Origin of the sequence: Bacillus cereus group sp. BfR-BA-01310 (assembly GCF_022664325.1) — a bacterium.
Taxonomy (GTDB): Bacteria; Bacillota; Bacilli; order Bacillales; family Bacillaceae_G; genus Bacillus_A; species Bacillus_A paramycoides.
Map to the genome: position 1 here is coordinate 527,978 of NZ_JAKUHD010000001.1, position 25,023 is coordinate 553,000.

The following is a 25,023-nucleotide window of genomic DNA, read 5'->3' on the forward strand; positions in this document are numbered from 1 at the left end:
CGTGTTATCCTTCAAAAAGGATAACACGTTTTTTTATTCTACACTCTCAAAACAGAAGTCGTATCGTACTTTATACAATTCATCGTCTGTTGGCTTTTCAAGAGGAGTCGCCTGCAAGACTATCATATATTCCCCATTCGGAATAGGAATATGAAATTTATTAGAAAGAATACTCGTTATAAAAACTCCTTCATTCTTCACAGTGAAAGGAACTGATATCGTTCGAACCACTTCTTCCTTCTCAATATGCTTTCCACAAGTCACTTCCACTTCACAAGTATAGTCAGAGATTGCTTCAAAAATAATCGCTCCATCCACCTCAGCATAACCTCTTTCAAAATCTTCAGGAGTCCAATCTACATAAGGCTGCTGATTATCAGAGTTCATCACCATTAATTGCGAATATGAAATTGTTAATTCCATAACTATCCTTCTCCTCCACTATGAAATGTACGCCGGTTACTACTTCACTTCAAATTTCACACGCGTACCATCTGGATATTTATCTAGCTTATTCCCTACCCAAGAACCTGCACCACGATTATCTGCTGGACTTATATATTCAATATGAGCTCCTTTTCCGCCTTCCTTACACATCGCCATTGGCCATTCATCGCGATCATAACCTTTCTTCGACGGATATGGTGCTAACGATAATTTCCTTCTATCCGCTGCACCATTACGATCAATTGTACAAATTTCTGAATGCCCTTCTTTTATAGCATCCGTTATATGTTTTCCCGTCTCTGGATAACGTTCTTTCGGGAACTCTAAAACTTGATCATACGTAGTTGTTGTTTTTTTATTACTTGTCTCCTCTGGAATAAGTACTTCATAGACCGCTACCAGCAGAGAAAGAATTGCAATAATTGAAATGATAATACCTTTTAATTGCTTCATGTGTACCTCCATGTTCCTACCAATTTCTTTTCCTCAGTTATTATAACAAACTTCTTCTATATATGTTTTCAGACATTATTTTAGCTCTTCCTCTCCATTCCGCCAAAAACATTCATTTTCCCTCACCTTTTCACTAATCCTGTAGAAAACTAATAACCTTCCGACATTCTTTTTCAAAGGAAGTTATCATAAAAGATTGAATTGGTATATACGATACTTTTTGGGGAGGAAATTTCATGGAAGCAATTTATAAAACGAAAGATGTCACGAATAAAACAGGCATCCCAAAACATACAGTTCGAAAATATAGTCAACTTTTAGAGGAACATGGTTATATCATTTCAAAAGCTGCTGATGCGCGTATTTATAGAATGGATGATTTAAAACTATTAAAATCCATACACGAAAGAGCAGCGACATTACAAGAAGATATTTCAGAAACAATTCCAATTATTTTAAAGGAAAAAGATAATCCCCCAATACCAATTGCACAAAACAAACAAGAAGTACAAACAAAAGATGACGGGCGTAACTTTGAAGAATTCATGTTAAAGCTTGAAATGCTCGCTCAATTAAATGAGGCAATTATTCATCAAAATTCTACCCTTATTACACAAAATCGTTTAAAAGATGAGAAGTTAGATGAACTGATGCAACAAGTTTATGTCAAAGAAGGTTCACAAGAAAAAATGCTACAAGAGCTAGTTGATCATGCTGCTCAAACAGATGCACTCCAAAAAGAAAAGATGGACTTATTAATGAATCATATGTATAAGCGAGAATCCAAACAAGAAGAGAAAATGAATAAACTTGTCAACCAAATTTACAATAAAGACAGTAGCCGTGATGCACAGCTTATGCAAGTTATTCGCGAAATTCAAGAAACAAAAAGATTAGTCGCCGCCTCAAAAGAGCAAAGCTTCTTTCAATCATTTAGAAGTTTATTTGTTCGAACAAAACAAGAAAAAACAAATGAGTAAAATCATATATATTTTTCTAATGTAACATAAAATAAAAAGTTACCTTCTACCGGTAACTTTTATTCCTTATTTCTTACAGCTGGCAATATAATAATCGCTTCAGTTCCTTCTCCACTTTCACTTTTATATTCCAGTGTACCATTATGTGCTTGTAGAATACTAAATGTTACCATAAGGCCTAATCCTGTTCCTTTTTCTTTCAAAGAATAATAAGGTTGTCCAAGCCTTGCTAACTGTTCTTTTGTCATTCCAACACCACTATCTTTAACTCTTATTACGATCATTTCATCTTTTTGAACAGCTGTTACTTTTAAATACCCTTTGTTTCCTTGAATTGCTTCAATACCGTTTTTAACAACATTCATAATAGCTTGCTTCAACTTCGTCTTATCACCGATTGTGTAAAGACTCTCAGAAATCTCAACTTGCAAATATACACCTTGCATCGCTGCAAATGATGACATAAGAGTTGTCATTTCAATCAATTGCGCTGATAAACAAATATGTTCTTTCTTTTCAATTTGTGGCCTTGCTAAATTCAAATAATCTGAAATAATTTGTTCGGCACGATCTAGTTCAGCTAATACGAGACGCATATACTCTTTATTTTTCACGTCTTCCGTACTCTCTAGTAATTGGATAAATCCCCGTACAACAGTGAGGGGATTTCGAACTTCATGCGCTACACTTGCAGCTAACTCACTTACAATATTAAGTTTTTCTGATTTTTGCATCTCTGTACGCAATAATGCATTCTCATTTAAATACTCAGTCAAATATACTTGAAATACCATTGTCATAACCATAATAAGTGAAGCAAATATATACCTACTATATAGATGAGATATATATGGTGTAAAACCTGTTTCCAAAAGGACATTAAACATGCTAAATACTAATGAAACAAGAACATAAACTGATGAAATCATAAAAGCTAATATTAGCTTCTTATCTCTTGAAAAAAGAGACCATTTCTTTGACAAGAACAATGGAATTATCGAAAGAAATATTACTTCTACGATAGGAAACCAACTGATTCCCTTTAAAAACCATTCATATGTAACAAAAATAATGGCAGGGATGAGCCCAACAATCCCACCATATAAAAAACCACTAACAATCGGGATTGGATGAAAATTGTATCCGCAAACGGTACCAAAGCAAATAGAATATGTCATGGAGAGAACGAGTGTAACGCTAGATAAAAACATAATAAAGTAGCGATTAGGCTTCGGAAGCATTTCTTGATAACGATTTAAACGAATCGCTTCATATAAAAATAGTGGCAAAATAATGATGGCAATTTGGATCATTAAATCACGGATAAGCTCCATAGCCTCTCATCCCCTATATGTATTTTGATATGATTATATCATTTATAAGTCTATTTGTTTTAAAATTTTGATTTTTCTTAACATATTTGTTAATTATTTGTTAACAACTAATAATAAATGTTACAGATTTCCGAAATGATTGTAAACCCTGTACCAAATTTCCTTCGTGCAGTATACAATGAATACGGATTACAAAGAAAATAAAAAACACTTCACTGGACGGACAACTATCGCAAAATACAGCATATAATCCATACTATCTATGTTTACAAATAAGTGATCATTACTTTAGTAGGAGGAAGATAAATATGGCGGGTACTACGCTTGTTTTAAAAGAAGAAAATTTGGTTGTGCTAGAAAACGTTGAAAAATCAGTATACGAAGAATTGCAACATAAAACGGGGGAAGAAAACTGTACATGTGCTGTAAATAAATCTGTTGTCCATCTTGGCAAAGTATCTTCAGTACTTTGGAACGAAGATGAAATAGATTGGGAATACGGTTATTAAAAAGTCGCTTTCAGCGGCTTTTTTTGTGCAATACGTACAGCAACATTTATACCTAGATTGAAGGGAAATCTTAATTACCTCACACCTAATCTGTTCTTATCTCTTACTTCCATTGAATTTTAATATAGGAGATCCTTACCGCTCACCAATAGCAGGATAAAGTTTATATACAAAGCGTAATAATGAAAAATATGATAAAATGAACTTAATTTTCAAACGGAAGAAAGGGAGATACAATGGAACAATTCATTAACCCTAGAGTGAAGGACATCCAAATTTCTGGAATCCGCCAGTTCTCTAACATGATTCAAAACTATGATAATCTTATCTCTTTAACAATTGGGCAACCCGATTTCCCTACACCTTCTCTAGTAAAAGAAGCTGCTAAACGGGCCATTACAGAAAATTATACAAGCTATACACATAACGCTGGTTTACTAAAATTACGCGAGGCGGCTTGTAACTTTGTAAAAGATAATTACGATTTACACTATTCACCTGAAAACGAAACCATTGTTACAATCGGTGCTAGCGAAGCGATTGATGTTGCATTCCGTACAATTTTGGAACCAGGAACGGAAGTGATTTTACCTGCTCCTATTTATCCAGGTTACGAGCCTATTATTCGACTATGCGGTGCAACGCCTATTTTTATAGATGTTCGTGAAACTGGTTTTCGTTTAACAGCTGAAGCATTGCAAAATGCAATTACTGAACGAACAAGATGCGTTGTTTTACCGTATCCTTCTAATCCAACTGGTGTTACCCTATCAAAAGAAGAATTAAAAGATATTGTATCTGTCTTAAAAGATAAAAATATATTCGTTCTTTCTGATGAAATTTATAGTGAACTTGTATATGAAGAAAAGCACATGTCTATTGCTCATTTCCCAGAAATGCGAGAGAAGACTATTGTCATTAACGGCTTATCAAAATCACACTCTATGACTGGCTGGCGTATCGGACTTTTATTTGCCCCAAGCTATTTAGCAAAACATATTTTAAAAGTTCACCAATACAATGTTACATGCGCTACTTCCATTGCCCAATATGCTGCAATCGAGGCTTTAACAGCTGCTAAAGATGCACCGAAGATGATGCGCCACCAATATAAAAAGCGCCTTGATTATGTATATAATAGACTCATTCAAATGGGCTTAACAGTCGAGAAGCCAACGGGTGCGTTTTACTTATTCCCATATGTCGGAAACTTAACATCTTCATCATTTGATTTTGCACTTGATCTTGTAAAAGAAGCTGGGCTGGCCGTCGTTCCTGGAACGGCATTTTCTGAATACGGTGAAGGCTACCTTCGCCTTTCCTACGCTTATAGTATCGAAACTTTAAAAGAAGGCTGTGACCGTTTAGAAGCCTTTCTAAAGCAAAAAGCTAAGAGTTAAACTCTTAGCTTTTTTATGCATAATGATCACAAGTTTGACGTTTCAATAACTTATGCGGAATAATGATACATTTTGCAGTAGACTCCGAATGCTCCACCTTATCAACTAAAGCTTTTGCTGCTTCATACCCTAATTGATAAATATTCACATCAACTGTCGAAAGTGGTGGACTAGCTATTTCTGATAATAAGGCATTGTTAAAGCTTACAATAGAAACATCCTTTGGTACAACGAACCCTTTTTTAGAAAGTGCGCTTAGTACGCCAAGTCCAATTAAATCATCAGTTGCCATAATTGCTGTCGGTGGTTGTTCAAGTCCCATTAACTCCTCTACAGCCTGTTGTCCACCTTCTCTTGAGAAATCAAAATGTAAAATGTACTCTTTCGGTAATAAAATGTCTGCTAGTTTCAAAGCATCACTCATACCTGCCAAACGATCTCTCGTTACAAGTAAATCTGAGCCACCGCCAATGAACGCGATTTGTTTATGCCCTAATGAAATCAAATATTCCGCTACTTCTCTTGCAGCCGTATAATTGTCATTATCTACATATGTAATTTCATCTTTTCGATCATATGGTTTTCCGATTAAAACAAACGGGAAATTTTGATTATGCAAATACTGAATGATTCGGTCGTTTTCTCTTGAATATAAAAGAATAATTCCACCAATTTGACGCCCTTGTACCATCTTTACAACACCATTAAAAATTTCGTCTTCCGTTTCACCTGTCGACATATAGAGCGCATACCCTTCCATGTGTGCGAATGAGCTAATTCCTCTTATAACTTCTGGGAAAAACGGATTTTGAAAAGCTTTACTTGCCGAACTCGGCATAACGAGCCCAAGCGTTTTCGTTGTTTGGTTCGCAAGGTTTCTTGCATTTAAATTCGGGTGATAGCCTAGTTCACTCATTACTTTTCGAACACGGCGCTTTGTTTTTTCACTTATACTTGGATTATCAGCAATTACACGTGAAACCGTCGATGGCGCAACATTTGCTTTCTTCGCCACATCTTTAATTGTAACTGTCATAAAAATCCCCTCCTCTCACTTTTCTGCCATATTTCATATATTGTTATCTCGCAATCGTTGCAAGTAATAGGAGAAATCACAAACTTTCATCACTTCGTTCTATCTTGCAAAAATTATTATCTTCTCCCTCTCCATGTATTGTAAGGGATATAGCTTTATTTTCCTATACTATAATATACTATTTATTTCACATCTTTTCGCATGTGATGTCAAATCTCTTTTCATCTCCCTACAAATTTTTTATAGGGAGATGAAAAGAGAAATGGGACGTAATGTCCCATTTTCATCCTTTCGTACCTCCAGCTGTTAAACCAGAAATAAAGTATTTTTGTAATGATAGGAATAAAATCGAAATTGGTATTGCAATTAATACTGAACCCGCTGCAAATGTCGTAAATTCATTACCAAATTTTTTCGCTACCATTTCATATAATCCAACTGCTAAAGTATAATTTTCCGGTGTGCGCAAAATAACACTTGCTAAAATAAAATCCGTAAACGGACCGATGAAAGTGAATAACGCTACAACCGCTACGATTGGTTTTGCAAGTGGCATAATAATTTGCCAGAAAATACGAAAATGCCCTGCTCCATCCATACGAGCTGATTCATCCAACTCTTTCGGAATTGTATCAAAGTACCCTTTCATAAGCCATGTATTCATCGGAATTGCTCCGCCTACATAAATTAAAATTAATGCAAGATGTGTATCAATTAATCCTGTTAACTGAGCTAATATATATAGCGCGATTAACGCTGCAAAGTTCGGGATCATTTGGAGAATTAAAAATGTTAATAAACCATTCTTTCTTCCAACAAAACGATATCTCGAAAACGCATAAGCAGTAAAGCTAATTGCTAACACCGAAAAGATCATCGTCATTACACTAATTTTTAAAGTATTTTTATACCAAAGTAAGTAATTACTTGAATCAAGATCAAGTAGCTGACGATAATGATCTAACGTTGCATTTTTCGGAATAATGCTAGAACCAGACAAACTATCTCCTGGATTAAACGATGAGCCAATAATCCATAGCAATGGATAGAAAATAATGACACACATTATGAAGATAACGAAATAACTTAATGAAAGACGTAACATCTTTTGTCGTTTAATATTCATTTACATCATATCCTCTTCTTGGAATGATTTTGTTCTCTTAAATTGCCATAACGCAACTGTAATAACGATTAACGATAAAATCATTGTAAGAGCTGCTGCTTTTCCGTACTGCGCCGAAGTCATCGTTAACTTATAGATCCATGAAATTAAAATATCCGTTCCACCTGCATTTTGTCCAGACACAGCAGGTCCCCCGCTATTAAATAGATAAATAATACTAAAGTTATTAAAGTTAAACGTATATTGCGTAATTAATATTGGCGCTGTTGCATATAAAACAAGTGGCAATGTAATTTTGCGGAACTGTTGCCAAGCTGTTGCACCATCTACTGTAGCTGCTTCATATAATTCTCCTGGAATCGATTGCAATATACCTGTCGTCATTGCAAAGATAAACGGGAAGCCAAGCCATGTTTGAATCATAATTAAAGCGATTTTCGACCAAAATGGATCAGTCATCCAAGCAACCTTTTCAATTCCGAATAAATCTAATACTTGATTGTTAATCGCTCCAAATGTCTCATTAAACATACCAGCAAATACAAGAATAGACACGAATGCTGGAACAGCCCACGGTAAAATAAAGATTGTACGAATAATCGCCTTCCCTTTAATACCAGGCTGATTTACGATAATCGCTAAAAAAATTCCAAGTGCTACTTGTAATGTCGTTGCAACGAATGTCCAAATGACAGTCCAAGAGAATACACTTAAAAATGTATCTCTCCACATTGGTAATGTGAAAATATCAATAAAGTTTTTAAAGCTCACCCAATCTACTAATTTAGCTGGTGGCGAATGATACAAATCGTAGTTCGTAAATCCAATTAAAATTACGAAAATGATTGGAAATACAACAACAAAGATAAGTAATAGAAACCCTGGTGAAACCATTAAATATGGAAAACCTTGATCTAATAAGTTACGATATTGCTCTTTTACTGAGTTTAATGGTGTTCCTATATCACGTTTCTTCCCATTTTGATATGCATCATATAAATTAAATGCATATATTCCTAGTCCGAACACTATGACGATAAGTGCCAAAATCCCTTCTACTAATAGAAAGACAGAATGGTCGCGTGGAACTTCTGTACCTAGTGTTACAATTCCCCATAATCCTATATTTAATAAATCAGCAAATGCTACAATAAATGAACCTGTTAGTACTAGAAAAATAAGACCTTTTACGTATTGTTTATTATATAGTTGACCAATGCCTGGAATGATTGATAACATGGTCGCTAATTTCCTATGCTTTGAACCGTTCACATCTTTCGTTGGTTCTATAGATGTTTGCATGTTCCTTCCCCCTTTTTTCTTCCTACTTGGAAGGGAGAGAATTCGTGCCTCTCATATTTAGAGGCACGAATTTCACCTTATTTTTTCTTACTATGATTTGCCTCAATATTACCTTTAATTTGTTTCACTGCATCATCAAGTGCTGCTTTTGGCTCTTGTTTATTTGATACAACTAATTGAAGCGCATCTCCAGCTGGTTTCCAAACTTCTTGCATTTCTGGAATATTTGGCATTGGAATTCCATTTTCTGATTGAGTCGCAACTGCTTTTGCAGCCTCATTATCTTTAATAACTGGATCTTCCATCACTGATTTTACTGGAGGAATTTCTTTTGTTTTCTCAAATCGAATTTTTGCATTTTCTTCATTTGTTACCCACTCAGTAAATTTTGTAGCTAAATCATTTTGTTTAGAGAAGCTTGTTACATGCCATCCTTTTACCCCAACAAATGTTTTCATCGGTTGACCATTTGGTAATTTCGGCATTGGAGCAACACCATAATCAATTCCAGCCTTTTCCATCGCTTGGAATGCCCATGGTCCGTTCATAATAGATGCTGCTTTTCCTTCATTAAATAATCCATCTGCAGCTGAACCGCCAGATTCACCAATAATTCCTTTTGGTAATAATTTTTCTTTATACCATTTTTGAATATATTCAGCACCTTGTACTGCACCACTATTATTTAATCCAATATCTGTCGGAGTCAGTTTTCCATCTTTTTCACCAAATACATAACCGCCCATACCCGCCATAAACGCGTTAGCAAAGTAGAAGTTATCTCCTAATGCTAAAAATCCGTACTTGCCATCCTTCGTAAAGTCTTTTGAGAAGTTAAACAGCTCGTCCATCGTTTCTGGTGCTTTTTGCATTAATTTTTTATTGTAAATAAAAATTGGTGTTTCAATTGCTTTTGGTAAACCGTATAGTTTTCCGTCGTATGTTTGTGCCTTTATTGATAGATCTGTAAATTTATTTTTTACCGTATCATCCACTTTCACCTCTGAAAGTAGCCCTTCTGTTACCGCATTACCAATATGATCATGCGGTAATGTTACAACATCTGGTCCTGTACCAGCTGGACCGTCGAGACGAAGTTTTTCTATTTGTTTCGTCATCTGAACCTCTACAACTTTTACTTTCACATTATATTTCTTTTCAAAACTTTCCACTGCCGGCTCTAGACCAACACCTTTTTTCTCATCTTCCCAAACGAGAAGATCATAATCCTTCTTCTCTTTACTTGCTTCTTTTTTCCCTGAATCTTTCGGTCCACATGCAGATAACATACCGATTGACAATGCTGAAATCGTTAATAGTGATAATGCTTTCTTCATCCCAAAAACCTCCCTAAATTGTCTATGTACCTTTTGATTGAAAACGTTTGCATTAGATGGTTTAATAGAAGCGCAAACAATATCATAATCTATGAAAACGTTTGCGCTATTTGTCTATCATTATACATCCTTTTATTCATTTTGCAAATATTAATTTTCAAAATAATCTTCTTCTACTCTTTATACATTGACTTTATATGAAATGAATACTACTCTTATAAGCAATATTAAAGTTATGAGAAAAGCAATCGTTTGCAACACATTCTTTATTATTACGTTTAAGGGAACGATATGTATAGAGATATTAAAGGGGGATTTTCTATATGTTTAAAGAAGCGATTTATCATAGGCCAAAAGATAATTATGCATACGCTTACGACGAAAAAACGATTCACATCCGGATGCGTACAAAAAGAAACGATGTTCACACCGCCACTCTTATCTACGGTGATCCTTACGAATGGCAAGATGGGAAATGGATTACAGCAAGTACACCGATGAAAAAAACTGGTTCTACTGAGCTATTTGATTATTGGTCAATTTCGATTGAACCAAAGTTTAAACGCTTACGTTATGGATTTGAATTAAAAAATGATGCAGAAACTCTTATTTATACAGAGCGCGGTTTTTTTTCTAACATCCCAAATGACGATGTTGGTAACTTTTTCTGTTTTCCGTTTATTCATGCAAAAGATGTTTTCAAAGCCCCGTCCTGGATTAAAGACACAGTATGGTATCAAATTTTCCCAGAACGATTTGCTAACGGGGATAGCGCAATAAATCCAAAGAATACCCTTCCTTGGGGAAGTACAGAGCCAACTGCGACTAATTTTTTCGGAGGTGACTTTGCTGGGATTCTTCAAAATCTTAATTATCTTGCGAAGCTTGGAATCTCCGGCATTTATTTCACTCCTATTTTTAAAGCTCATTCGAATCATAAATATGACACAATTGACTACATGGAAATTGATCCACAATTTGGGACAAAAGAAACTTTTAAAGAACTCGTTCAGGCGTGTCATAAACATGGTATAAAAGTAATGCTTGACGCTGTTTTTAATCATAGCGGATATTTTTTCGATAAATTCCAAGACGTACTAGAAAATGGCGAGAAGTCAGCTTATAAAGAGTGGTTCCACATTCATGAATTTCCGATCATAACCGAGCCACTTCCTAATTACGATACTTTCGCGTTTACACCATATATGCCTAAATTAAATACTGCACACCCAGATGTAAAAGAATACTTACTTGAAGTAGGTCGTTATTGGGTAAGAGAATTCCATATAGATGGTTGGCGCCTTGATGTAGCAAATGAAGTCGATCATAGTTTTTGGAGAGAATTCCGAAGTGAAATAAAAGCAATAAATCCTGAAGTATATATTTTAGGAGAAATTTGGCACGATGCACTCCCATGGCTACAAGGTGATCAATTTGATGCTGTCATGAGCTACCCTGTTACAAATGCTTTGCTTTCTTACTTTGCTAACGATTCCATTAAAGCAAGTGAATTTATGAAACAAATTACAGAATCTTTACATTCCTACTCTATGAATGTAAACGAGGCTGCATTTCATTTATTAGACAGTCATGACACACCAAGAATTTTAACGACATGTAACGGGGATAAAAACAAGTTAAAGTTACTCTATGTATTCCCCCTTTCCTTCATTGGTTCTCCTTGTATTTATTACGGAGACGAAATCGGTATGGATGGCGGAATGGACCCAGGTTGTCGTAAATGTATGATTTGGGATATAAAAGAACAAGACCACCTATTATTCACACATATACAAACATTAATTTCATTACGGAAACAATATAAAGCATTTGGAGGAAATGGTGCTTTTCAATTTATTGAAGCAAATGATGAACATAATTATATTTCTTATACAAAAACATATGAAGGTGAAACTATCTTTTTCGTTTTAAATCCTACTAACAACGAAATTACAGCTCCACTCCCTCTTCATATTACCGGAAAAAAAATAATCGATATATATACAAATGAAGAATTTTCAGCGGAAGCAAGTGTACTACAAGTTACACTCCTTCCGTATGGATTCTCAATATTAAAATGGTAATAGAAAAGGCCTTATGCCGCTCGGGCATAAGGCTTTTTCTTATTTTAATTTATACACCATTGCTTCATATGGACGTAATGTAATGTTATCTATCAATCCGCTTTCCACGTCGTAATTGTGTATTAATAACTCTGATTCGCTATAAATGATGTCCTCAGGCAATTCAAATACACATTCATCCGCAGTGAAGTTTGCAATAACAAGAAGTCTTTCTTCTCCATACGTTCTTACATAAGCAAAAATAGACGGGTTATTTTCTAGTATTAAATCATATGCTCCATACACTACTATTTCATTGTTTTTGCGTAACTCAATTAACTTTTTATAGTAATAAAAAATTGATTCTTCGTCTCGCATCGCTTGTTTCACATTAATCTCTTTGTAATTAGGATTTACCGCAATCCAAGGCTCACCCGTTGTGAATCCAGCATGTTCTCTATCATCCCACTGCATTGGAGTTCTAGCGTTATCTCGGCCCTTTATATAAATAGATTGCATCACTTTATCTTTATCTTCGCCACGCTCTATAACTTTTTCTTTATACATATTTAGTGTTTCAATATCTCGATATTCATCAATTGATTCAAATCGAACATTGGTCATTCCGATTTCTTCCCCTTGATAAATATACGGTGTTCCCTTCATCATATGAAGTACTGTCGCTAACATTTTCGCTGATTCAGTACGATAAACCCCATCATTACCAAAACGAGATACAACGCGCGGCTGATCATGATTATTCCAATAAAGACTATTCCATCCCGTTTGTTCTAATGCTTTTTGCCATTTTGTTAAATTTTGTTTCAATGTAAGGAGTGAACATGGTTTTACATCCCATTTCCCGCCTTCTCCAGAATCTAAATCCATATGTTCAAATTGGAATACCATTTGCAATTCGTCCCGGTCTTCTCCTGTATACAATTTGGCCTCTTCTGTCGTTACTCCCGGCATTTCACCAACTGTCATAATATCATAATGAGACAATACCTCTTCATTCATTTCATGCAAATATTTATGAATGTTCGGACCGTTCATAAAATGCTTATGACCTGAAACATATCCTTCTTCGTCAGTTTCAACGGCTGGTAAGCCTTCTTCTTTAGAAATAAAATTAATAACATCCATACGGAATCCATCAATTCCTTTTTCTAACCAAAACTTCATCATTTCATAAACATCTTGTCTTACCTTTTCATTATCCCAATTTAAATCTGGCTGTTTTTTAGAAAACAGATGTAAATAATATTCATCTGTCATTTCATCATACTGCCATGCAGATCCACTAAAAGCTGCTCCCCAGTTATTCGGCTCTTTCCCGTCTTTTCCAGGACGCCATATATAGTAATCTCTATATTCATTATCTTTCGATTTACGTGATTCAATAAACCAATTATGTTCATCTGAAGTATGATTAACAACTAAGTCCATCATAAGTTTCATATTGCGTTTATGCATTTCATGCAATAGTTCATCCCAATCTCCCATTGATCCAAACTCATGCATGATTTTACAATAATCACTTATATCATAACCGTTATCATCGTTTGGAGATTCATAGACTGGTGATAACCAAATTACATCAATACCTAATTCTTTTAAGTAATCTAGCTTCGAAAGAATTCCACGAAGATCACCTATACCATCACCGTTACTATCCATAAAACTACGAGGATAAATTTGATATACTACACTTTCTTTCCACCATTGCTTTTCCATTATGCTACCCCATTTCATCTATACTATAAATTCTTTTTCTTTTTTAAGGCGCAAACGTTTTCATTACTGAATGATAACAGATTCTATCCAAATTTAAAATAGCGCTTACAATGTTTATTTTCTTTTTTTAAGAAAACATACGGAACTTATTATATATTCATAAGAAGAATGAAAACGTTTTATTTTTTTCTAGTGTTTTTATTTCTTTTTTGAATCTATTCGTTTATAATGAATTCAAAGAAAACGTTTGCATAAATTTCTAGGGGGAAATATCATGGCAGAACTGAAATTAGAAAACATTTATAAAATATATGATAATAACGTAACAGCCGTAACAGATTTTAATTTACACATTCAAGATAAAGAATTTATCGTATTCGTTGGTCCTTCTGGCTGCGGAAAATCTACAACACTACGAATGGTGGCTGGCCTTGAAGATATTTCAAAGGGAGAATTTTCAATTGATGGTAAGCTAATGAACGATGTTCCTCCAAAAGATCGAGATATCGCAATGGTCTTCCAAAACTACGCTCTTTATCCACATATGAGTGTATATGATAATATGGCATTTGGATTAAAACTTCGAAAAATACCGAAAGATGAAATCGACCGTCGGGTGAAAGATGCCGCTCAAATTTTAGGGCTTGAAGAATATTTAAATAGAAAACCAAAAGCTTTATCTGGTGGACAACGCCAACGTGTTGCATTAGGTCGAGCAATTGTTCGAGACGCAAAAGTTTTCTTAATGGATGAACCATTATCAAACTTAGACGCAAAACTACGTGTTGCAATGCGTTCAGAAATTTCCAAATTACACCACCGCCTTGGAACGACAACAATTTATGTAACACATGATCAAACAGAAGCAATGACAATGGCTTCACGTCTTGTTGTTATGAAAGACGGAAAAATCCAACAAATCGGAACTCCAAAAGAAGTATATGAAACACCTGAAAATATTTTCGTTGGTGGATTTATCGGCTCACCAGCAATGAATTTCTTCCGTGGAAAATTAACTGAAACCGATTTCGTTATAGAAAATGCACTAAAGATTAAAGTATCTGAAGGAAAAATGAAGTTATTACGCGAACAAGGCTATGTAAACAAAGAAATTGTTTTAGGTATTCGTCCAGAAGATATTCATGATGAACTATTATTTTTAGAAGCTTCACAAACTACTACTTTTACAACAAAAATTGAAGTTGCAGAGTTGTTAGGTGCTGAATCCATTTTATATATGAAACTTGGAAGTCAAGATTTCGCAGCACGTGTTGATGCAAGACATACTTTTTCACCTGGTGACCAAATTAAACTTGCATTTGATATAAACAAAGCACATTTCTTTGATAGTCAAACCGAACAACGTATTCGTTAAAAAGTAAATTCTTAATATATAACATACAAAAAAACCGTCCACATATATGCTGAGGGCGGTTTTCCATTATTATACTAGGGCTTCTATTGTATGAAATGATTGTCCTTTCGTGCTAATAATACCGAAAACCGGTAAGTCACTGAGCACCACTTCTTCTTGCTGTTTCATAAAAGATGACGTTAATTGTTTTATCTCTATCCAAACGTCATTAATACAAAGTACATTGGAATCGTTCTCTTGTTGACGGGAAAAAATAGAATCTATTTTATATAGACCAGCATTTTGAAAAAGCATATCAACACGACTGTATGCCTCCATTGCAAAACTGATAACTCGTTGCCAATCTCCTTGCTTTTCCATATCATAGGAGACAAAAAGTGCCTCTCCGCCTAGATTCGTAATTTCATCCGCTGTTGCTTGTCCACTTTCTTGATCAATGTCCGTCACAATTACTTTTGCGCCTTGCTTAGCCAACAAAAGAGCTGTACTACGTCCAATACCGATGCCACCACCAGTTACAATGGCAACCTTTCCTGCAAGCTTCATTTTCATTACCCCTTCTATAAGTCTTACCGTCATTCAGTATACTCCTTTATTAGATTGGTCTGCAAGCAGGAAAAGTTAACACTATAAATTGTAAACGTTTACTTTTTTACTCCTTCTTTTTTCTTACTATTATATTGATCAAAAATTAAACCGATAAAAATAAGAATTCCCCAAAAAATCAAGCTACCTCCCGTCATTCTAACTTCCCCCTTTGTTATATAACAATATTATGTGCATTCATTATATCATTTTCTTAATTTTCAATCTATTAAACAAAAAATAGGATGTTTGAATTAGCTACTCGCTTCTTTAAACATCCTTCAGCAATATGGAGGGTACTATATAGGAGATATCCGCCCTATATAAATTCCATTATATCAATTCCATTTATCGAATTTTGTAAAATAATAAGAGGTAAATGATTATTTTTACAAAATTTAAATAAGACTCCCATCTAAATTAAATGGGAGTCTCGCTGCTCGTAAAAACACGATTGGTATGGCTTATAATCAATAGGGAGAGAAACGCTGATTCCCCCCTCTTTATTACTATTATTTTTAATAGAATACATAATTTACATATCGCTTATACAAGACTCATCACTTTCGTCTTTGCAATTAAATCATGGAAGCCACAATTATCTTTGCGGAATAACATCATATATACATTGCATATTAATGGAATTCCAAGTAATAATATGCCTGGTAATAATAATACAAAAAATCGTATTATTAATGTTTGTAACGTTAGTTTTTCACTCGTTAATGAGATTATTTTTGTTCTTGTTACCTTTTTACCAAGTGTAGAACCGTTCCAAAGAAAAGGTAACACAATAAAATTGATTGCCATTAATACGAAAACAAGTGTGAGGTCATACCTATAGTCACCTAAACTTATATTAAAACGATTAAAAATAGCACTATAGTTTCCGGTGATAATAGCTACTACTGCACCGTACGTAACCGAGATTAAAAACATGTCAATAAGGGAAGCACCTATGCGATTCATTACAAGCGCTGGACGATGCATCTTTAACTTCATTCTGTGTCGACTCCTTCATATCCTTCTTTACCCGTTTCATCGTACCACTTCTAAAAAACATTGTAAACTAGCGTTTCTCTTACTTTTCTTGTACAATGTGTTACAACAGCATTGTAAAGGAGGTTCCCATATTGAAAAGATGGATAATCCTATTTGCCGCATTCTTATTAACAGGTTGTGCAGGCAATACAAATCATTTAACCTATACGATTAACGATGAATACGAACTCATGCATACTTCTGGAGATGCATTTGAACTTTTCCCCACACAGGATGCTGTATATGCAACACAGTATATCCCTGCAAAAATTACAGAGATTGCTTGGGATGATAAATATATTATCGCAAAACAAATTGAGGAAAAATCAGATCCAAATAATCCTGATTCAGCAATAACAAATAAAAAAAGTGAACATTATTGGATTATCGATGTAAAACACAATAAACGATTCGGTCCTTATAATGAAAAACAATTTAATGAACAAAAAGATGCTTTTAAAATTAAAGTGCCTTTTCAAAATGTAGAGTCATACGTTAAAGAACTAAAAAAACAGTCAGCATAATTTTGAATGCTGACTGTTTTTTCTTACATTATTATTAAGATATCTTATTTAGAAAGTGAAATATTAAAAGTTTGCGGTTCTTTAACAGTTTCATTTGTATCTCCTGCTGCTAAATCATCTGTCGTAAACTTAATATCCTTTACCTTTTCTTTTCCATCATCGAGTATTAGACCGATAATTCCTTCTCGTGTCTCACCAGGCTTATAATCTTCCCTTGATACACTCTTTGTACCAACGAGGGTATCTTCATCGTATAAAAAGTTTTGAGTCGCTACATTAAAATGTTGTTTGTCATTTATTGTAACATCATTCATAGAGAAAAATTGCATATTTTTATCTCCACTATTTTCTACCTTATATGTAATTTCAACATAACGAATCGTATCACTAATCTCTGTTCCACTTAACGATGCGTATAATTCAGCATCTTCTTGACTAACTTTATCTCCCAATCTACGCTTTACTTCTTCAGGAGTTAATGCAGTATACACTTTTAATGTATTTTTTGCATCTTTGCTCATTTGTGATAATAAGATTACTTTAACGTCTTGTACGTGAATTTTCATTGGGGCCACTTCAAATGTTTGATTCACAGAATTGATCTGTTCTAATTCAAAAGTCCCCCATCCTTTTTCTTTCACCTTTTGCCCTACTTTTTTAAGCTCACGCCCACCATACTCTTTTGTTTCTGGAATAGATTCTTTCTTTTTAGGTTCTGCTTTCTTTTCTTCTTGATGGAAGCAACCACTTAACATAAGAAGAAAACTACATAAAACAAAAATACTTTTCCATGCTTTCATCATTTAATTTCTCCTAACACTATCATTCATTAAAATACATTAATTAGTCCCTTGTTTTGTAAACTATAGAAACAATGAGAAGTCCACAAAACGAACTTGTCAGTCCAGCTACTATTATACCTCCTATTTGGAAAATATGAAAATAGGGGTCTAATAACGCGTGAACGATAAATATAATGGCTGCCACAACGATTGATGAAGCCCAATATTTCCTTTTTTCCGAAGCTAGACTAGTATCTTTATCCGTTTCTCTCCTATATTTCCATAGTACATATATTAGTAATAGTAGACCAAAGCATGTACTCCCATGCTGCATATATTTATAAATCGGAATACCATGTAATCCTTGCTGTAACAACGGCATTTTCACAACAAAATAGCCTGTCTTATGGGTAAACGCATCCCAAACTACATGCGTCACCATACCGAATAGAGCAGAATAGCAAAATACAAAAAGATCTTTCCATGTATAAAGCCCCCACTTCTCATCTACTACATATTTATAATAACTAGCAAAAGGCTTGGGTAAATGTGTTATAAATGGTCCTTTTAAAATACGATGATATGCATATGCTAATAAAATAACAAGTGGTAAATTCAAATATAAAAACCCAGACCATGTATGTCCAATAATACCGTATGGCCTAAAATGTAAAAAATATTCAAAATCAGGTGCCATACTACCTAATATAAGAGCCGTCACTGAAATATAGCTAGAATGTTTCTTAGCGAAAGGGAGAACAGCTGCTGGATGTGCAAATGTAAACGGCATGTTTTAACTCCTTTTCATATTTTCAATAGAATACATTCTATCATAACGACATGAACAATCTCTATGCAATATTTATTTTCACATTGGAATATGATAGTTTAAATGTTATAATCACATGAAATATTCAGAAAATGAGGAGAGGTTCATGTGTCGTTAACACTTTTCTTTTCTCTTATTCTTGCTATTCTTTTAATAAGTACATACATAGGATTTTTTCTATGGAAGAACTTTAACATTATAAAATATACGCCTGCTCTAGTTGGCTTTATGAGCGTTCTTTTCATTTTTATATTGAAGAGAATGACTTTCGGATGGGAAGGTCTCGGTTTTGGCGCACTTCAATATACGATATTATTAGCAAGCTGTCTTACACTTGTATTCGCTGCTTTTTTAGAAACAAAATCCCTTATGAATTGAGGTTTGTACATTGATCGAAACACCCTTTTTAAAAAGTGTCTCATTACAAAAAGAAAATATCCCTAGTTTTTCCGCATATCCATACTGTTTACCGGCCATTCGAACATTACAATCACTCGTTTTCCATCCGAATGTAACATTCATTATTGGAGAAAACGGAACTGGTAAATCAACATTACTCGAAGGAATTGCAGTTTCTCTAGGTTTTAATGCAGAAGGAGGAACGAAGAACTTCCGTTTTAACACGTATGATTCACATTCACCTTTACATGAATACATTCGAATTTCAAAAAGTTTCAACACACCAAAAGACGGATTCTTTCTACGTGCCGAATCATTTTATAACGTCGCTTCTTACATTGATGAAATGGATAACGATTCAGAAGGACTTGGGGAAAAAGTTATTAATTCTTATGGTGGTATTTCACTACACGAACAATCCCATGGAGAATCATTCTTCTCATTATTTATGAATCGTTTTTCAGGGCAAGGTTTATACATTTTAGATGAGCCTGAGGCAGCTTTATCCCCAATGAGACAACTTTCAATGCTTATTCGTATGCATGAACTAGCTGAACAAGGTTCACAATTTGTTATTGCGACTCATTCTCCTATTTTAATGGCTTATCCCGAATCTACTATATACTCTTTAACTCAAGAAGGGATTCACGAATCGACATTAGAAGAAACGGAGCATTACCAAACGACGAAACTTTTCTTTGAAAATCGCGATCGATTATTTCATCATTTATTTGAGTCATAAAAAAGAGGCAGCAATCGCTGCCTCTTTTTTATAGCGCTTCTATAAATAATGCTACTCCAATACCGCCTCCAACGCATAGAGAGGCAATACCTTTTTCTAATCCACGTCGTTTTAATTCGTGAATTAAACTTACCGTAATACGAGCTCCTGTACAACCGATTGGATGTCCAAGTCCTACACCACTACCGTTTACATTCACTTTCTCACGATCTAAACCTAATTCTTTCTCTACAGCTAAATATTGTGCAGCGAAAGCTTCATTAATTTCAAGTAAATCAGCGTCTTCTAATGACCACTCTACTTTTTCTAATCCTTTGCGAATTGCTGGTGCCGGTCCAATCCCCATAATTTTCGGATCTACTCCAGCTACTGAATATCCAACAATTTTAGCTAATGGCTGTAAGCCTTTTTCCTTCGCTTTTTCTTCACTCATTAATACTAGAACTGCACTTCCATCATTAAGACCAGATGCATTCCCTGCAGTTACTGATCCATCTTTACGGAAAGCTGGTTTTAATCCTGCTAATTTTTCAGCTGTAATATCTGTACGTGGATGTTCATCCTTTGCAAATACAACTTCTTTTCTACGTTCTTTTATCGTAATAGGAACAATTTGATCGTCAAAATATCCAGACTCAATCGCTTGCAGCGCCAATGTATGACTACGAAGCGCAACTTCATCTTGTTCCTCTCTTGTAATTTCATATTGTTCAACTAAGTTTTCCGCTGTTTCCCCCATCATAATATGATGAATCGGATCTTCTAAAACTTCCCACACCGTATCACGAATTTCTCCGTGCTGTAGACGTTGTCCCCAGCGGTGTTGTTTTAATGCATAAGGGCTCGAACTCATCGCTTCTACTCCACCTGCAACAACAATATCACTTACACCTAATTGGATTTGCATTGCAGCGGACATAATCGCTTGCATACCTGAAGAACATTGACGTTGAATCGTATAACCAGTAACTGTGTCAGGAAATCCTGCCGCTAATGCAGCCGTTCTTGCCGTATTTGCTTCATCAGTTCTTTGAATACAATGACCTAAAATTACTTCATCAACTTCATGTGGCTCCACTCCGCCTCTTTTTACAGCTTCCTGAAGTACAGGAACAGCTAATTCTACTGGTGTTATATTTTTTAGTGCTCCTCCAAAAGTTCCAATTGGTGAACGAACTGCAGCTGTAATGACAACATTATGCATTTTGTACTTGCCCCTCTCTTATGTACCCTAATAAGTTTTTAGATGGATTTCCATAAGATGTATGTCTACCATTATCATACTATAAACATACTAAAAAATCAAAATATTTAATATAATAAAAATAGAAGGAATTAACCTTCTATTCTGTTAATGCGTATAAAAATTTTTGTAAAATCTTCTCTGTCGTTTCATTCAATTTCGGTAACTTATCTACCGGAAAATATTGAAGCTGCAGCCCTTCATGATCCAGCCTTAATTCTCCACTTACATGATGCGCCTGATAAAGATGAATTACATTAAAAATTTCATCTCCATTTGGATAACGGAAATAAACTTCCTTTCCTGAAAGAACACCAAGAAATTGCATTATTTTCGCACTTAGCCCCGTCTCCTCGAATAATTCTCTACGAGCAGTTTCTTCTGTCGTTTCACCTAGTTCCATCGCCCCACCAGGTACACCCCAATCATATGTATCTGAACGATATTGAAGCAATACTTCTTGATTATCATTTAATATAATAATTGCTGATCCTACTAGAATAAGTGGTCTCGTACCAACTACTTTGCGTAACTCTTCAATATACCCCAATATGCAAACTCTCCTTTCCTCACCCTTCCTTATCATAACAAAATTCTCTTCCCTTTGTTGATGTAATTTTCAATTAAAAAAGGAAGCTTTCGCTTCCTTTTTTACCTTTATTTTCTAAGACTTTCGTATTTTACAGTTTCAAAAGCCTCTTCAATTTCCTCATTACGATAATGGACATATGTAAAACGCCCCAATTCTACTAATCTAGCTATTTCTTGTAGCGCTTTATATTGGTCATATTTTTCTTCAATTGTAATATGTACATGAAATTTCATTAATGGATGTTCATATAAAGGTTCTCCCACCTCTACATATACATCTTCAACCCCTTGCACAACTCTTACATAGCTCGCAAATTGATAAAGAGCTTCTCTGTCTGAAACAATTTTTAATGTATACATATATACTCCCCCTTTTCTTTACTATATCAAAAAGATGACCATACTACGTTATAGAACTATGAAAATTTTTCGACTTATATTATATATATTTCAACAAAAACGGTTATACGCCTCCAAAAATAGAAGTAATGACAACTAGGGTTTTTATCCATACCTACCACTTTTTCCTAACATATATTATAGGAAGAATTTTTTCCATTTGAGGTGTTTTCGATGGATCAATATTTAAATATATGTATTTGCATTACCCCAGGAGCTGATATTTCAGACGAACGTATCGCAAAAGATTTAGCTGTCGCAGAATCAATATGGTATCCCATTACATTTCAAATTAAAGATGTAATTGTATTAAACGAGTTATTCCGCTTTACGAATGGAGAAATTAGTTATAAAAACTCTATTCAAAGCCAACCGAAATTATCATCTTTTTTTAACACTTGTATTTCCGAATCCCCAAATTGTGATTTGTACATTTGCTACATCGCTAGTGATTATTTCAAAGAAACGGCAGTAATTGCCTGCGCTTACTCTTTAGCGAAGCAACAGCAACTCACTGGCTATATCGTTTTAACAAACTCAGCTGCTCCAATAAAAAATATATACACCCTCGCTCACGAAATTGGTCATATTTTATTTACAAGGCGGATTCATGGAAAACTTACGCACGCTGATCCCCATTCTCCAACAGGTTCTGAACATCATCCTTCTCCATCCAACCTTATGTATCCTATAGTCCCCCGCCCTGATCAAGTTCATATCAATTCATTATTAACAAATGAGCAAAAAGCTCTTTCTTTACAAAGTCCTTTATTACACAGAAAAAAACAGTAACAATATTGTTACTGTTTAAAACATCATATTCACATCAACAAAGCAAATGCCGGCTGCCAGAAATAAAAATATAGAACTAAAAGTAAACGTAACCCCTCTAAAAATCCCAATATAATATTTCTTTGGAAATATTTTTTTGCATATCTAAAGCAGCCTTTTTCTTATTAAACACCTAATTCACACTTTTTTCTCTTCAATTTTTATATACCATCTCATTAATCCATATAAACTACCATACATAAGTAAAACCTTTGCAATCAAAAATAATCTCATATCTAATAAAAACTTGCGTGCTTCATTTGATAGCATTATTTTCTACTCCTCTTCCCTTCCAGTAGACGCTCTACACTACTTTGCATTGCTTCCCAGCGATCCATAAATTCATCTAGTGCTTCTTCGCCTTTTTCTGTTAATGTATAATATTTTCGCTTTGGGCCAGATGGAGATTCCTTCATTACACTTGTTATTAATCCTTCCTTTTGCATTCGTATTAATAACGGATAAATACTACCCTCACTTGCCATTGTGAAACCATATTTCGCTAGTTTTTCACTCATTTCATAACCATATATTTCACCTTCAGAAATAATAGCAAGGAGGCAACCTTCTAAAATCCCTTTTAGCATTTGACTTGTCGACATAATTCAAATCCTCCCACTATCTTGTTTTACAAGATAGATAAGCGTAAGTACCTTGCTTTACAAAATAGTATAGCAGAGGCTATTTTGCAAAGCAAGATAGCTAACGACATTATTTCCAAATGTTTGCAGGAATTTCATTATCGCTTCTCTAAATAGAGCAATAAGAGAACTATTAGCCCGCTATTTGTGGGCTAATAATCAGTGAGGGATGCCCTCCACTGATTTAAATTTCACTTTATTATGAAGGAGTGTTTTTCATCATGGTTACAAATCGAGTTATTTTTTTAACAGGTGCTGCGAGCGGTATTGGTTATGAAATGGGAAATGCTTTCGCAAAAGAAGGTGCAAAAGTTGTCATTAGTGATCGCCTTGAAGATCGTGCAAAAGAAGCTGCTGAACAATTGCAAAAAGAAGGTTTTCAAGCTATCGGTTTAAAATGTGACGTTACCTCCGAAGAAGAAATTGCAGCAGCAATTTCTCAAACAGTTACTCATTTCGGTTCATTAGATATATTAATTAATAACGCCGGAATGCAACATGTCTCACCAATTGAAGATTTTCCAACGGATAAGTTCGAACTTCTTATTAAAATTATGCAGATTGCTCCGTTTATCGCAATTAAGCATGCCTTTCCTATTATGAAGAACCAAAAATATGGGCGAATTATTAATATTGCTTCTATTAACGGCCTTATCGGATTTGCTGGAAAAGCTGCTTATAATAGTGCGAAACACGGAGTAATTGGATTAACAAAAGTGGCTGCTTTAGAGGGAGCAACTCATGGAATTACTGTAAATGCTCTTTGTCCTGGATATGTTGATACCCCCCTTGTACGCAATCAACTACAAGACTTAGCAACTACACGGAATGTACCACTTGAAAATGTTTTAGAAGCTGTCATTTATCCACTCGTACCACAGAAAAGATTGTTACAAGTACAAGAAATTGCTGATTATGCTATATTTTTAGCTGGTGAAAAAGCAAAAGGTATAACTGGTCAAGCTGTCGTTATCGACGGTGGTTATACTGCTCAATAAGAGAAATAACGTGAAAATTTAATCAGTGAGGATTTTGTCCATCCTCACTGATTATTCTCCCGCACATAGCGGGAGAAAGTTTGCTCACAAAGAGCAAACTTTCTTCTATTTTCTATCGCGAGGATCTTCATACTTTAGTAATTGTTGCGGGAGTTTTTCAATTGCAACAATTACTCCATCTAATTTACTTTCAATACGATGTAGTAAATATAATGTTACAACAATCGGAAACCCCACATTACCTATCATCGAGATCCACTCTTCCATCCTTCTCTCCTCCCTTCATTACATAAATAAGGGAAACAGAAAACTTTAGGCA

Annotated in this window: 29 protein-coding genes and 1 pseudogene; 10 read left to right on the plus strand and 20 right to left on the minus strand. The window is 34.7% G+C overall.

All coding sequences use genetic code 11. The features are described 5' to 3' along the window. Window positions 1–33: 33 nt before the first annotated feature. Window positions 34–423, minus strand: coding sequence for a competence protein ComJ (gene comJ / locus MR109_RS02650; protein WP_242270876.1), 390 nt, complete (start codon window positions 421–423; stop codon window positions 34–36). Window positions 424–462: 39 nt separating this feature from the next. Further along, a complete protein-coding gene (gene nucA, locus MR109_RS02655; protein WP_025150416.1) occupies window positions 463–900 on the minus strand; it encodes a DNA-entry nuclease in 438 nt (145 codons plus the stop codon). Window positions 901–1,136: 236 nt separating this feature from the next. On the opposite strand from nucA, the gene MR109_RS02660 reads away from it, so the two are divergent. Further along, window positions 1,137–1,880: a DUF3967 domain-containing protein gene (locus MR109_RS02660; RefSeq protein WP_242270878.1), complete on the plus strand. Its 744-nt coding sequence runs from the start codon at window positions 1,137–1,139 to the stop codon at window positions 1,878–1,880. 59 nt (window positions 1,881–1,939) lie between these two features. On the opposite strand, the gene kinB is transcribed toward MR109_RS02660, so the two are convergent. Continuing rightward, a complete protein-coding gene (kinB, locus tag MR109_RS02665) occupies window positions 1,940–3,214 on the minus strand; it encodes a sporulation sensor histidine kinase KinB (RefSeq protein WP_242270887.1) in 1,275 nt (424 codons plus the stop codon). A gap of 308 nt (window positions 3,215–3,522) precedes the next feature. Here kinB and MR109_RS02670 point away from each other — a divergent pair, with 308 nt between their 5' ends. Together MR109_RS02670 and MR109_RS02675 are read left to right on the plus strand one after the other, a co-directional pair. After that, window positions 3,523–3,723: a hypothetical protein gene (locus tag MR109_RS02670; protein WP_071718831.1), complete on the plus strand. Its 201-nt coding sequence runs from the start codon at window positions 3,523–3,525 to the stop codon at window positions 3,721–3,723. A gap of 236 nt (window positions 3,724–3,959) precedes the next feature. After that, window positions 3,960–5,123, plus strand: coding sequence for an aminotransferase A (locus MR109_RS02675; protein ID WP_048374059.1), 1,164 nt, complete (start codon window positions 3,960–3,962; stop codon window positions 5,121–5,123). A 13-nt stretch (window positions 5,124–5,136) separates the two neighbouring features. Here the strand turns inward: MR109_RS02675 and malR are convergent, their stop codons facing one another. The 4 genes from malR to MR109_RS02695 all read right to left on the minus strand — a co-directional run bounded on the left by malR (window position 5,137) and on the right by MR109_RS02695 (window position 9,924). After that, window positions 5,137–6,159, minus strand: coding sequence for a maltose operon transcriptional repressor MalR (malR, locus tag MR109_RS02680; protein WP_002173244.1), 1,023 nt, complete (start codon window positions 6,157–6,159; stop codon window positions 5,137–5,139). Between the two features lie 283 nt (window positions 6,160–6,442). Next, on the minus strand, window positions 6,443–7,285 hold the full coding sequence (malD, locus tag MR109_RS02685) for a maltosaccharide ABC transporter permease MalD (protein WP_025150412.1): 843 nt from the start codon (window positions 7,283–7,285) through the stop codon (window positions 6,443–6,445). Then, window positions 7,286–8,587, minus strand: a complete 1,302-nt coding sequence (gene malC, locus MR109_RS02690; protein ID WP_242270889.1) for a maltosaccharide ABC transporter permease MalC — start codon at window positions 8,585–8,587, stop codon at window positions 7,286–7,288. 77 nt (window positions 8,588–8,664) lie between these two features. Next, window positions 8,665–9,924, minus strand: coding sequence for an extracellular solute-binding protein (locus tag MR109_RS02695; RefSeq protein ID WP_242270891.1), 1,260 nt, complete (start codon window positions 9,922–9,924; stop codon window positions 8,665–8,667). Between the two features lie 323 nt (window positions 9,925–10,247). On the opposite strand from MR109_RS02695, the gene MR109_RS02700 reads away from it, so the two are divergent. Next, the gene (locus MR109_RS02700; protein WP_242270893.1) at window positions 10,248–12,008 is read left to right on the plus strand and encodes an alpha-glycosidase; all 1,761 of its coding nucleotides are present in this window, start codon (window positions 10,248–10,250) and stop codon (window positions 12,006–12,008) included. A 39-nt stretch (window positions 12,009–12,047) separates the two neighbouring features. Here MR109_RS02700 and MR109_RS02705 read toward each other — a convergent pair whose 3' ends face one another. Beyond that, window positions 12,048–13,724: a glycoside hydrolase family 13 protein gene (locus tag MR109_RS02705; protein WP_002173249.1), complete on the minus strand. Its 1,677-nt coding sequence runs from the start codon at window positions 13,722–13,724 to the stop codon at window positions 12,048–12,050. 274 nt (window positions 13,725–13,998) lie between these two features. On the opposite strand from MR109_RS02705, the gene MR109_RS02710 reads away from it, so the two are divergent. After that, the gene (locus tag MR109_RS02710) at window positions 13,999–15,099 is read left to right on the plus strand and encodes an ABC transporter ATP-binding protein (RefSeq protein ID WP_242270894.1); all 1,101 of its coding nucleotides are present in this window, start codon (window positions 13,999–14,001) and stop codon (window positions 15,097–15,099) included. 69 nt (window positions 15,100–15,168) lie between these two features. On the opposite strand, the gene MR109_RS02715 is transcribed toward MR109_RS02710, so the two are convergent. The 3 genes from MR109_RS02715 to MR109_RS02725 form a co-directional block, all read right to left on the minus strand. Then, complete coding sequence (locus MR109_RS02715; protein WP_048374065.1) at window positions 15,169–15,678, minus strand: SDR family NAD(P)-dependent oxidoreductase; 510 nt, start codon at window positions 15,676–15,678, stop codon at window positions 15,169–15,171. A 65-nt stretch (window positions 15,679–15,743) separates the two neighbouring features. Beyond that, window positions 15,744–15,842: a hypothetical protein gene (locus tag MR109_RS02720; RefSeq protein ID WP_002173252.1), complete on the minus strand. Its 99-nt coding sequence runs from the start codon at window positions 15,840–15,842 to the stop codon at window positions 15,744–15,746. A gap of 388 nt (window positions 15,843–16,230) precedes the next feature. Then, complete coding sequence (locus MR109_RS02725) at window positions 16,231–16,686, minus strand: RDD family protein (RefSeq protein WP_002173253.1); 456 nt, start codon at window positions 16,684–16,686, stop codon at window positions 16,231–16,233. A gap of 131 nt (window positions 16,687–16,817) precedes the next feature. On the opposite strand from MR109_RS02725, the gene MR109_RS02730 reads away from it, so the two are divergent. Further along, complete coding sequence (locus MR109_RS02730; RefSeq protein WP_048374066.1) at window positions 16,818–17,249, plus strand: DUF3997 domain-containing protein; 432 nt, start codon at window positions 16,818–16,820, stop codon at window positions 17,247–17,249. A gap of 44 nt (window positions 17,250–17,293) precedes the next feature. Here the strand turns inward: MR109_RS02730 and MR109_RS02735 are convergent, their stop codons facing one another. Together MR109_RS02735 and MR109_RS02740 are read right to left on the minus strand one after the other, a co-directional pair. After that, the gene (locus tag MR109_RS02735) at window positions 17,294–18,052 is read right to left on the minus strand and encodes a hypothetical protein (RefSeq protein WP_242270895.1); all 759 of its coding nucleotides are present in this window, start codon (window positions 18,050–18,052) and stop codon (window positions 17,294–17,296) included. Window positions 18,053–18,092: 40 nt separating this feature from the next. Then, window positions 18,093–18,821, minus strand: coding sequence for a DUF4184 family protein (locus MR109_RS02740; RefSeq protein ID WP_098303924.1), 729 nt, complete (start codon window positions 18,819–18,821; stop codon window positions 18,093–18,095). Window positions 18,822–18,968: 147 nt separating this feature from the next. Between MR109_RS02740 and MR109_RS02745 the strand changes: the two genes are divergently transcribed. Both MR109_RS02745 and MR109_RS02750 read left to right on the plus strand, forming a co-directional pair. Beyond that, complete coding sequence (locus MR109_RS02745; RefSeq protein WP_242270896.1) at window positions 18,969–19,238, plus strand: hypothetical protein; 270 nt, start codon at window positions 18,969–18,971, stop codon at window positions 19,236–19,238. Window positions 19,239–19,248: 10 nt separating this feature from the next. Then, window positions 19,249–20,001: an AAA family ATPase gene (locus MR109_RS02750; RefSeq protein WP_025150400.1), complete on the plus strand. Its 753-nt coding sequence runs from the start codon at window positions 19,249–19,251 to the stop codon at window positions 19,999–20,001. A gap of 28 nt (window positions 20,002–20,029) precedes the next feature. Here the strand turns inward: MR109_RS02750 and MR109_RS02755 are convergent, their stop codons facing one another. The 3 genes from MR109_RS02755 to MR109_RS02765 form a co-directional block, all read right to left on the minus strand. Further along, entirely contained in the window at window positions 20,030–21,205 is a 1,176-nt protein-coding gene (locus MR109_RS02755; RefSeq protein ID WP_178939020.1) for an acetyl-CoA C-acetyltransferase, read from the minus strand. A 139-nt stretch (window positions 21,206–21,344) separates the two neighbouring features. Continuing rightward, window positions 21,345–21,794, minus strand: a complete 450-nt coding sequence (locus tag MR109_RS02760) for an NUDIX hydrolase (RefSeq protein ID WP_002173260.1) — start codon at window positions 21,792–21,794, stop codon at window positions 21,345–21,347. Window positions 21,795–21,901: 107 nt separating this feature from the next. Next, window positions 21,902–22,195: a DUF3928 family protein gene (locus MR109_RS02765; RefSeq protein ID WP_002173261.1), complete on the minus strand. Its 294-nt coding sequence runs from the start codon at window positions 22,193–22,195 to the stop codon at window positions 21,902–21,904. A 213-nt stretch (window positions 22,196–22,408) separates the two neighbouring features. On the opposite strand from MR109_RS02765, the gene MR109_RS02770 reads away from it, so the two are divergent. After that, window positions 22,409–23,026 carry an ImmA/IrrE family metallo-endopeptidase gene (locus MR109_RS02770; protein ID WP_098303921.1) on the plus strand — a complete coding sequence of 206 codons (618 nt, stop codon included), beginning with the start codon at window positions 22,409–22,411 and terminating at the stop codon, window positions 23,024–23,026. A 15-nt stretch (window positions 23,027–23,041) separates the two neighbouring features. Here MR109_RS02770 and MR109_RS02775 read toward each other — a convergent pair. From MR109_RS02775 to MR109_RS02780, 3 genes and pseudogenes are all read right to left on the minus strand, one after another. Next, window positions 23,042–23,170: pseudogene (locus MR109_RS02775) on the minus strand (DNA-binding protein); the annotation flags it as partial. Between the two features lie 33 nt (window positions 23,171–23,203). Further along, complete coding sequence (locus MR109_RS30015) at window positions 23,204–23,335, minus strand: hypothetical protein (RefSeq protein ID WP_277930956.1); 132 nt, start codon at window positions 23,333–23,335, stop codon at window positions 23,204–23,206. After that, a complete protein-coding gene (locus MR109_RS02780) occupies window positions 23,335–23,667 on the minus strand; it encodes a PadR family transcriptional regulator (protein WP_048374071.1) in 333 nt (110 codons plus the stop codon). The genes MR109_RS30015 and MR109_RS02780 overlap by 1 nt, the downstream gene beginning before the upstream one ends. Before the next feature lie 260 nt (window positions 23,668–23,927). On the opposite strand from MR109_RS02780, the gene MR109_RS02785 reads away from it, so the two are divergent. Continuing rightward, a complete protein-coding gene (locus MR109_RS02785; protein WP_242270898.1) occupies window positions 23,928–24,704 on the plus strand; it encodes a 3-hydroxybutyrate dehydrogenase in 777 nt (258 codons plus the stop codon). Window positions 24,705–24,809: 105 nt separating this feature from the next. On the opposite strand, the gene MR109_RS02790 is transcribed toward MR109_RS02785, so the two are convergent. After that, window positions 24,810–24,971 carry a YvrJ family protein gene (locus MR109_RS02790; protein WP_002173267.1) on the minus strand — a complete coding sequence of 54 codons (162 nt, stop codon included), beginning with the start codon at window positions 24,969–24,971 and terminating at the stop codon, window positions 24,810–24,812. Window positions 24,972–25,023 lie beyond the last annotated feature (52 nt).

Bases quoted from the DNA above. Each gene is read 5' to 3' on its own strand.
- MR109_RS02720 (WP_002173252.1), bottom strand. From the start codon at position 15,842: ATGACGGGAGGTAGCTTGATTTTTTGGGGAATTCTTATTTTTATCGGT.
- MR109_RS02780 (WP_048374071.1), bottom strand. From the start codon at position 23,667: ATGTCGACAAGTCAAATGCTAAAAGGGATTTTAGAAGGTTGCCTCCTT.
- MR109_RS02710 (WP_242270894.1), top strand. From the start codon at position 13,999: ATGGCAGAACTGAAATTAGAAAACATTTATAAAATATATGATAATAAC.
- MR109_RS02715 (WP_048374065.1), bottom strand. From the start codon at position 15,678: ATGACGGTAAGACTTATAGAAGGGGTAATGAAAATGAAGCTTGCAGGA.
- MR109_RS30015 (WP_277930956.1), bottom strand. From the start codon at position 23,335: ATGCTATCAAATGAAGCACGCAAGTTTTTATTAGATATGAGATTATTT.
- MR109_RS02705 (WP_002173249.1), bottom strand. From the start codon at position 13,724: ATGGAAAAGCAATGGTGGAAAGAAAGTGTAGTATATCAAATTTATCCT.
- MR109_RS02735 (WP_242270895.1), bottom strand. From the start codon at position 18,052: ATGATGAAAGCATGGAAAAGTATTTTTGTTTTATGTAGTTTTCTTCTT.
- MR109_RS02700 (WP_242270893.1), top strand. From the start codon at position 10,248: ATGTTTAAAGAAGCGATTTATCATAGGCCAAAAGATAATTATGCATAC.
- MR109_RS02660 (WP_242270878.1), top strand. From the start codon at position 1,137: ATGGAAGCAATTTATAAAACGAAAGATGTCACGAATAAAACAGGCATC.
- comJ (WP_242270876.1), bottom strand. From the start codon at position 423: ATGGAATTAACAATTTCATATTCGCAATTAATGGTGATGAACTCTGAT.
- kinB (WP_242270887.1), bottom strand. From the start codon at position 3,214: ATGGAGCTTATCCGTGATTTAATGATCCAAATTGCCATCATTATTTTG.
- malD (WP_025150412.1), bottom strand. From the start codon at position 7,285: ATGAATATTAAACGACAAAAGATGTTACGTCTTTCATTAAGTTATTTC.
- malC (WP_242270889.1), bottom strand. From the start codon at position 8,587: ATGCAAACATCTATAGAACCAACGAAAGATGTGAACGGTTCAAAGCAT.
- MR109_RS02770 (WP_098303921.1), top strand. From the start codon at position 22,409: ATGGATCAATATTTAAATATATGTATTTGCATTACCCCAGGAGCTGAT.
- MR109_RS02670 (WP_071718831.1), top strand. From the start codon at position 3,523: ATGGCGGGTACTACGCTTGTTTTAAAAGAAGAAAATTTGGTTGTGCTA.
- MR109_RS02785 (WP_242270898.1), top strand. From the start codon at position 23,928: ATGGTTACAAATCGAGTTATTTTTTTAACAGGTGCTGCGAGCGGTATT.
- MR109_RS02755 (WP_178939020.1), bottom strand. From the start codon at position 21,205: ATGCATAATGTTGTCATTACAGCTGCAGTTCGTTCACCAATTGGAACT.
- MR109_RS02675 (WP_048374059.1), top strand. From the start codon at position 3,960: ATGGAACAATTCATTAACCCTAGAGTGAAGGACATCCAAATTTCTGGA.
- MR109_RS02740 (WP_098303924.1), bottom strand. From the start codon at position 18,821: ATGCCGTTTACATTTGCACATCCAGCAGCTGTTCTCCCTTTCGCTAAG.
- MR109_RS02695 (WP_242270891.1), bottom strand. From the start codon at position 9,924: ATGAAGAAAGCATTATCACTATTAACGATTTCAGCATTGTCAATCGGT.
- nucA (WP_025150416.1), bottom strand. From the start codon at position 900: ATGAAGCAATTAAAAGGTATTATCATTTCAATTATTGCAATTCTTTCT.
- MR109_RS02790 (WP_002173267.1), bottom strand. From the start codon at position 24,971: ATGGAAGAGTGGATCTCGATGATAGGTAATGTGGGGTTTCCGATTGTT.
- malR (WP_002173244.1), bottom strand. From the start codon at position 6,159: ATGACAGTTACAATTAAAGATGTGGCGAAGAAAGCAAATGTTGCGCCA.
- MR109_RS02765 (WP_002173261.1), bottom strand. From the start codon at position 22,195: ATGTATACATTAAAAATTGTTTCAGACAGAGAAGCTCTTTATCAATTT.
- MR109_RS02725 (WP_002173253.1), bottom strand. From the start codon at position 16,686: ATGAAGTTAAAGATGCATCGTCCAGCGCTTGTAATGAATCGCATAGGT.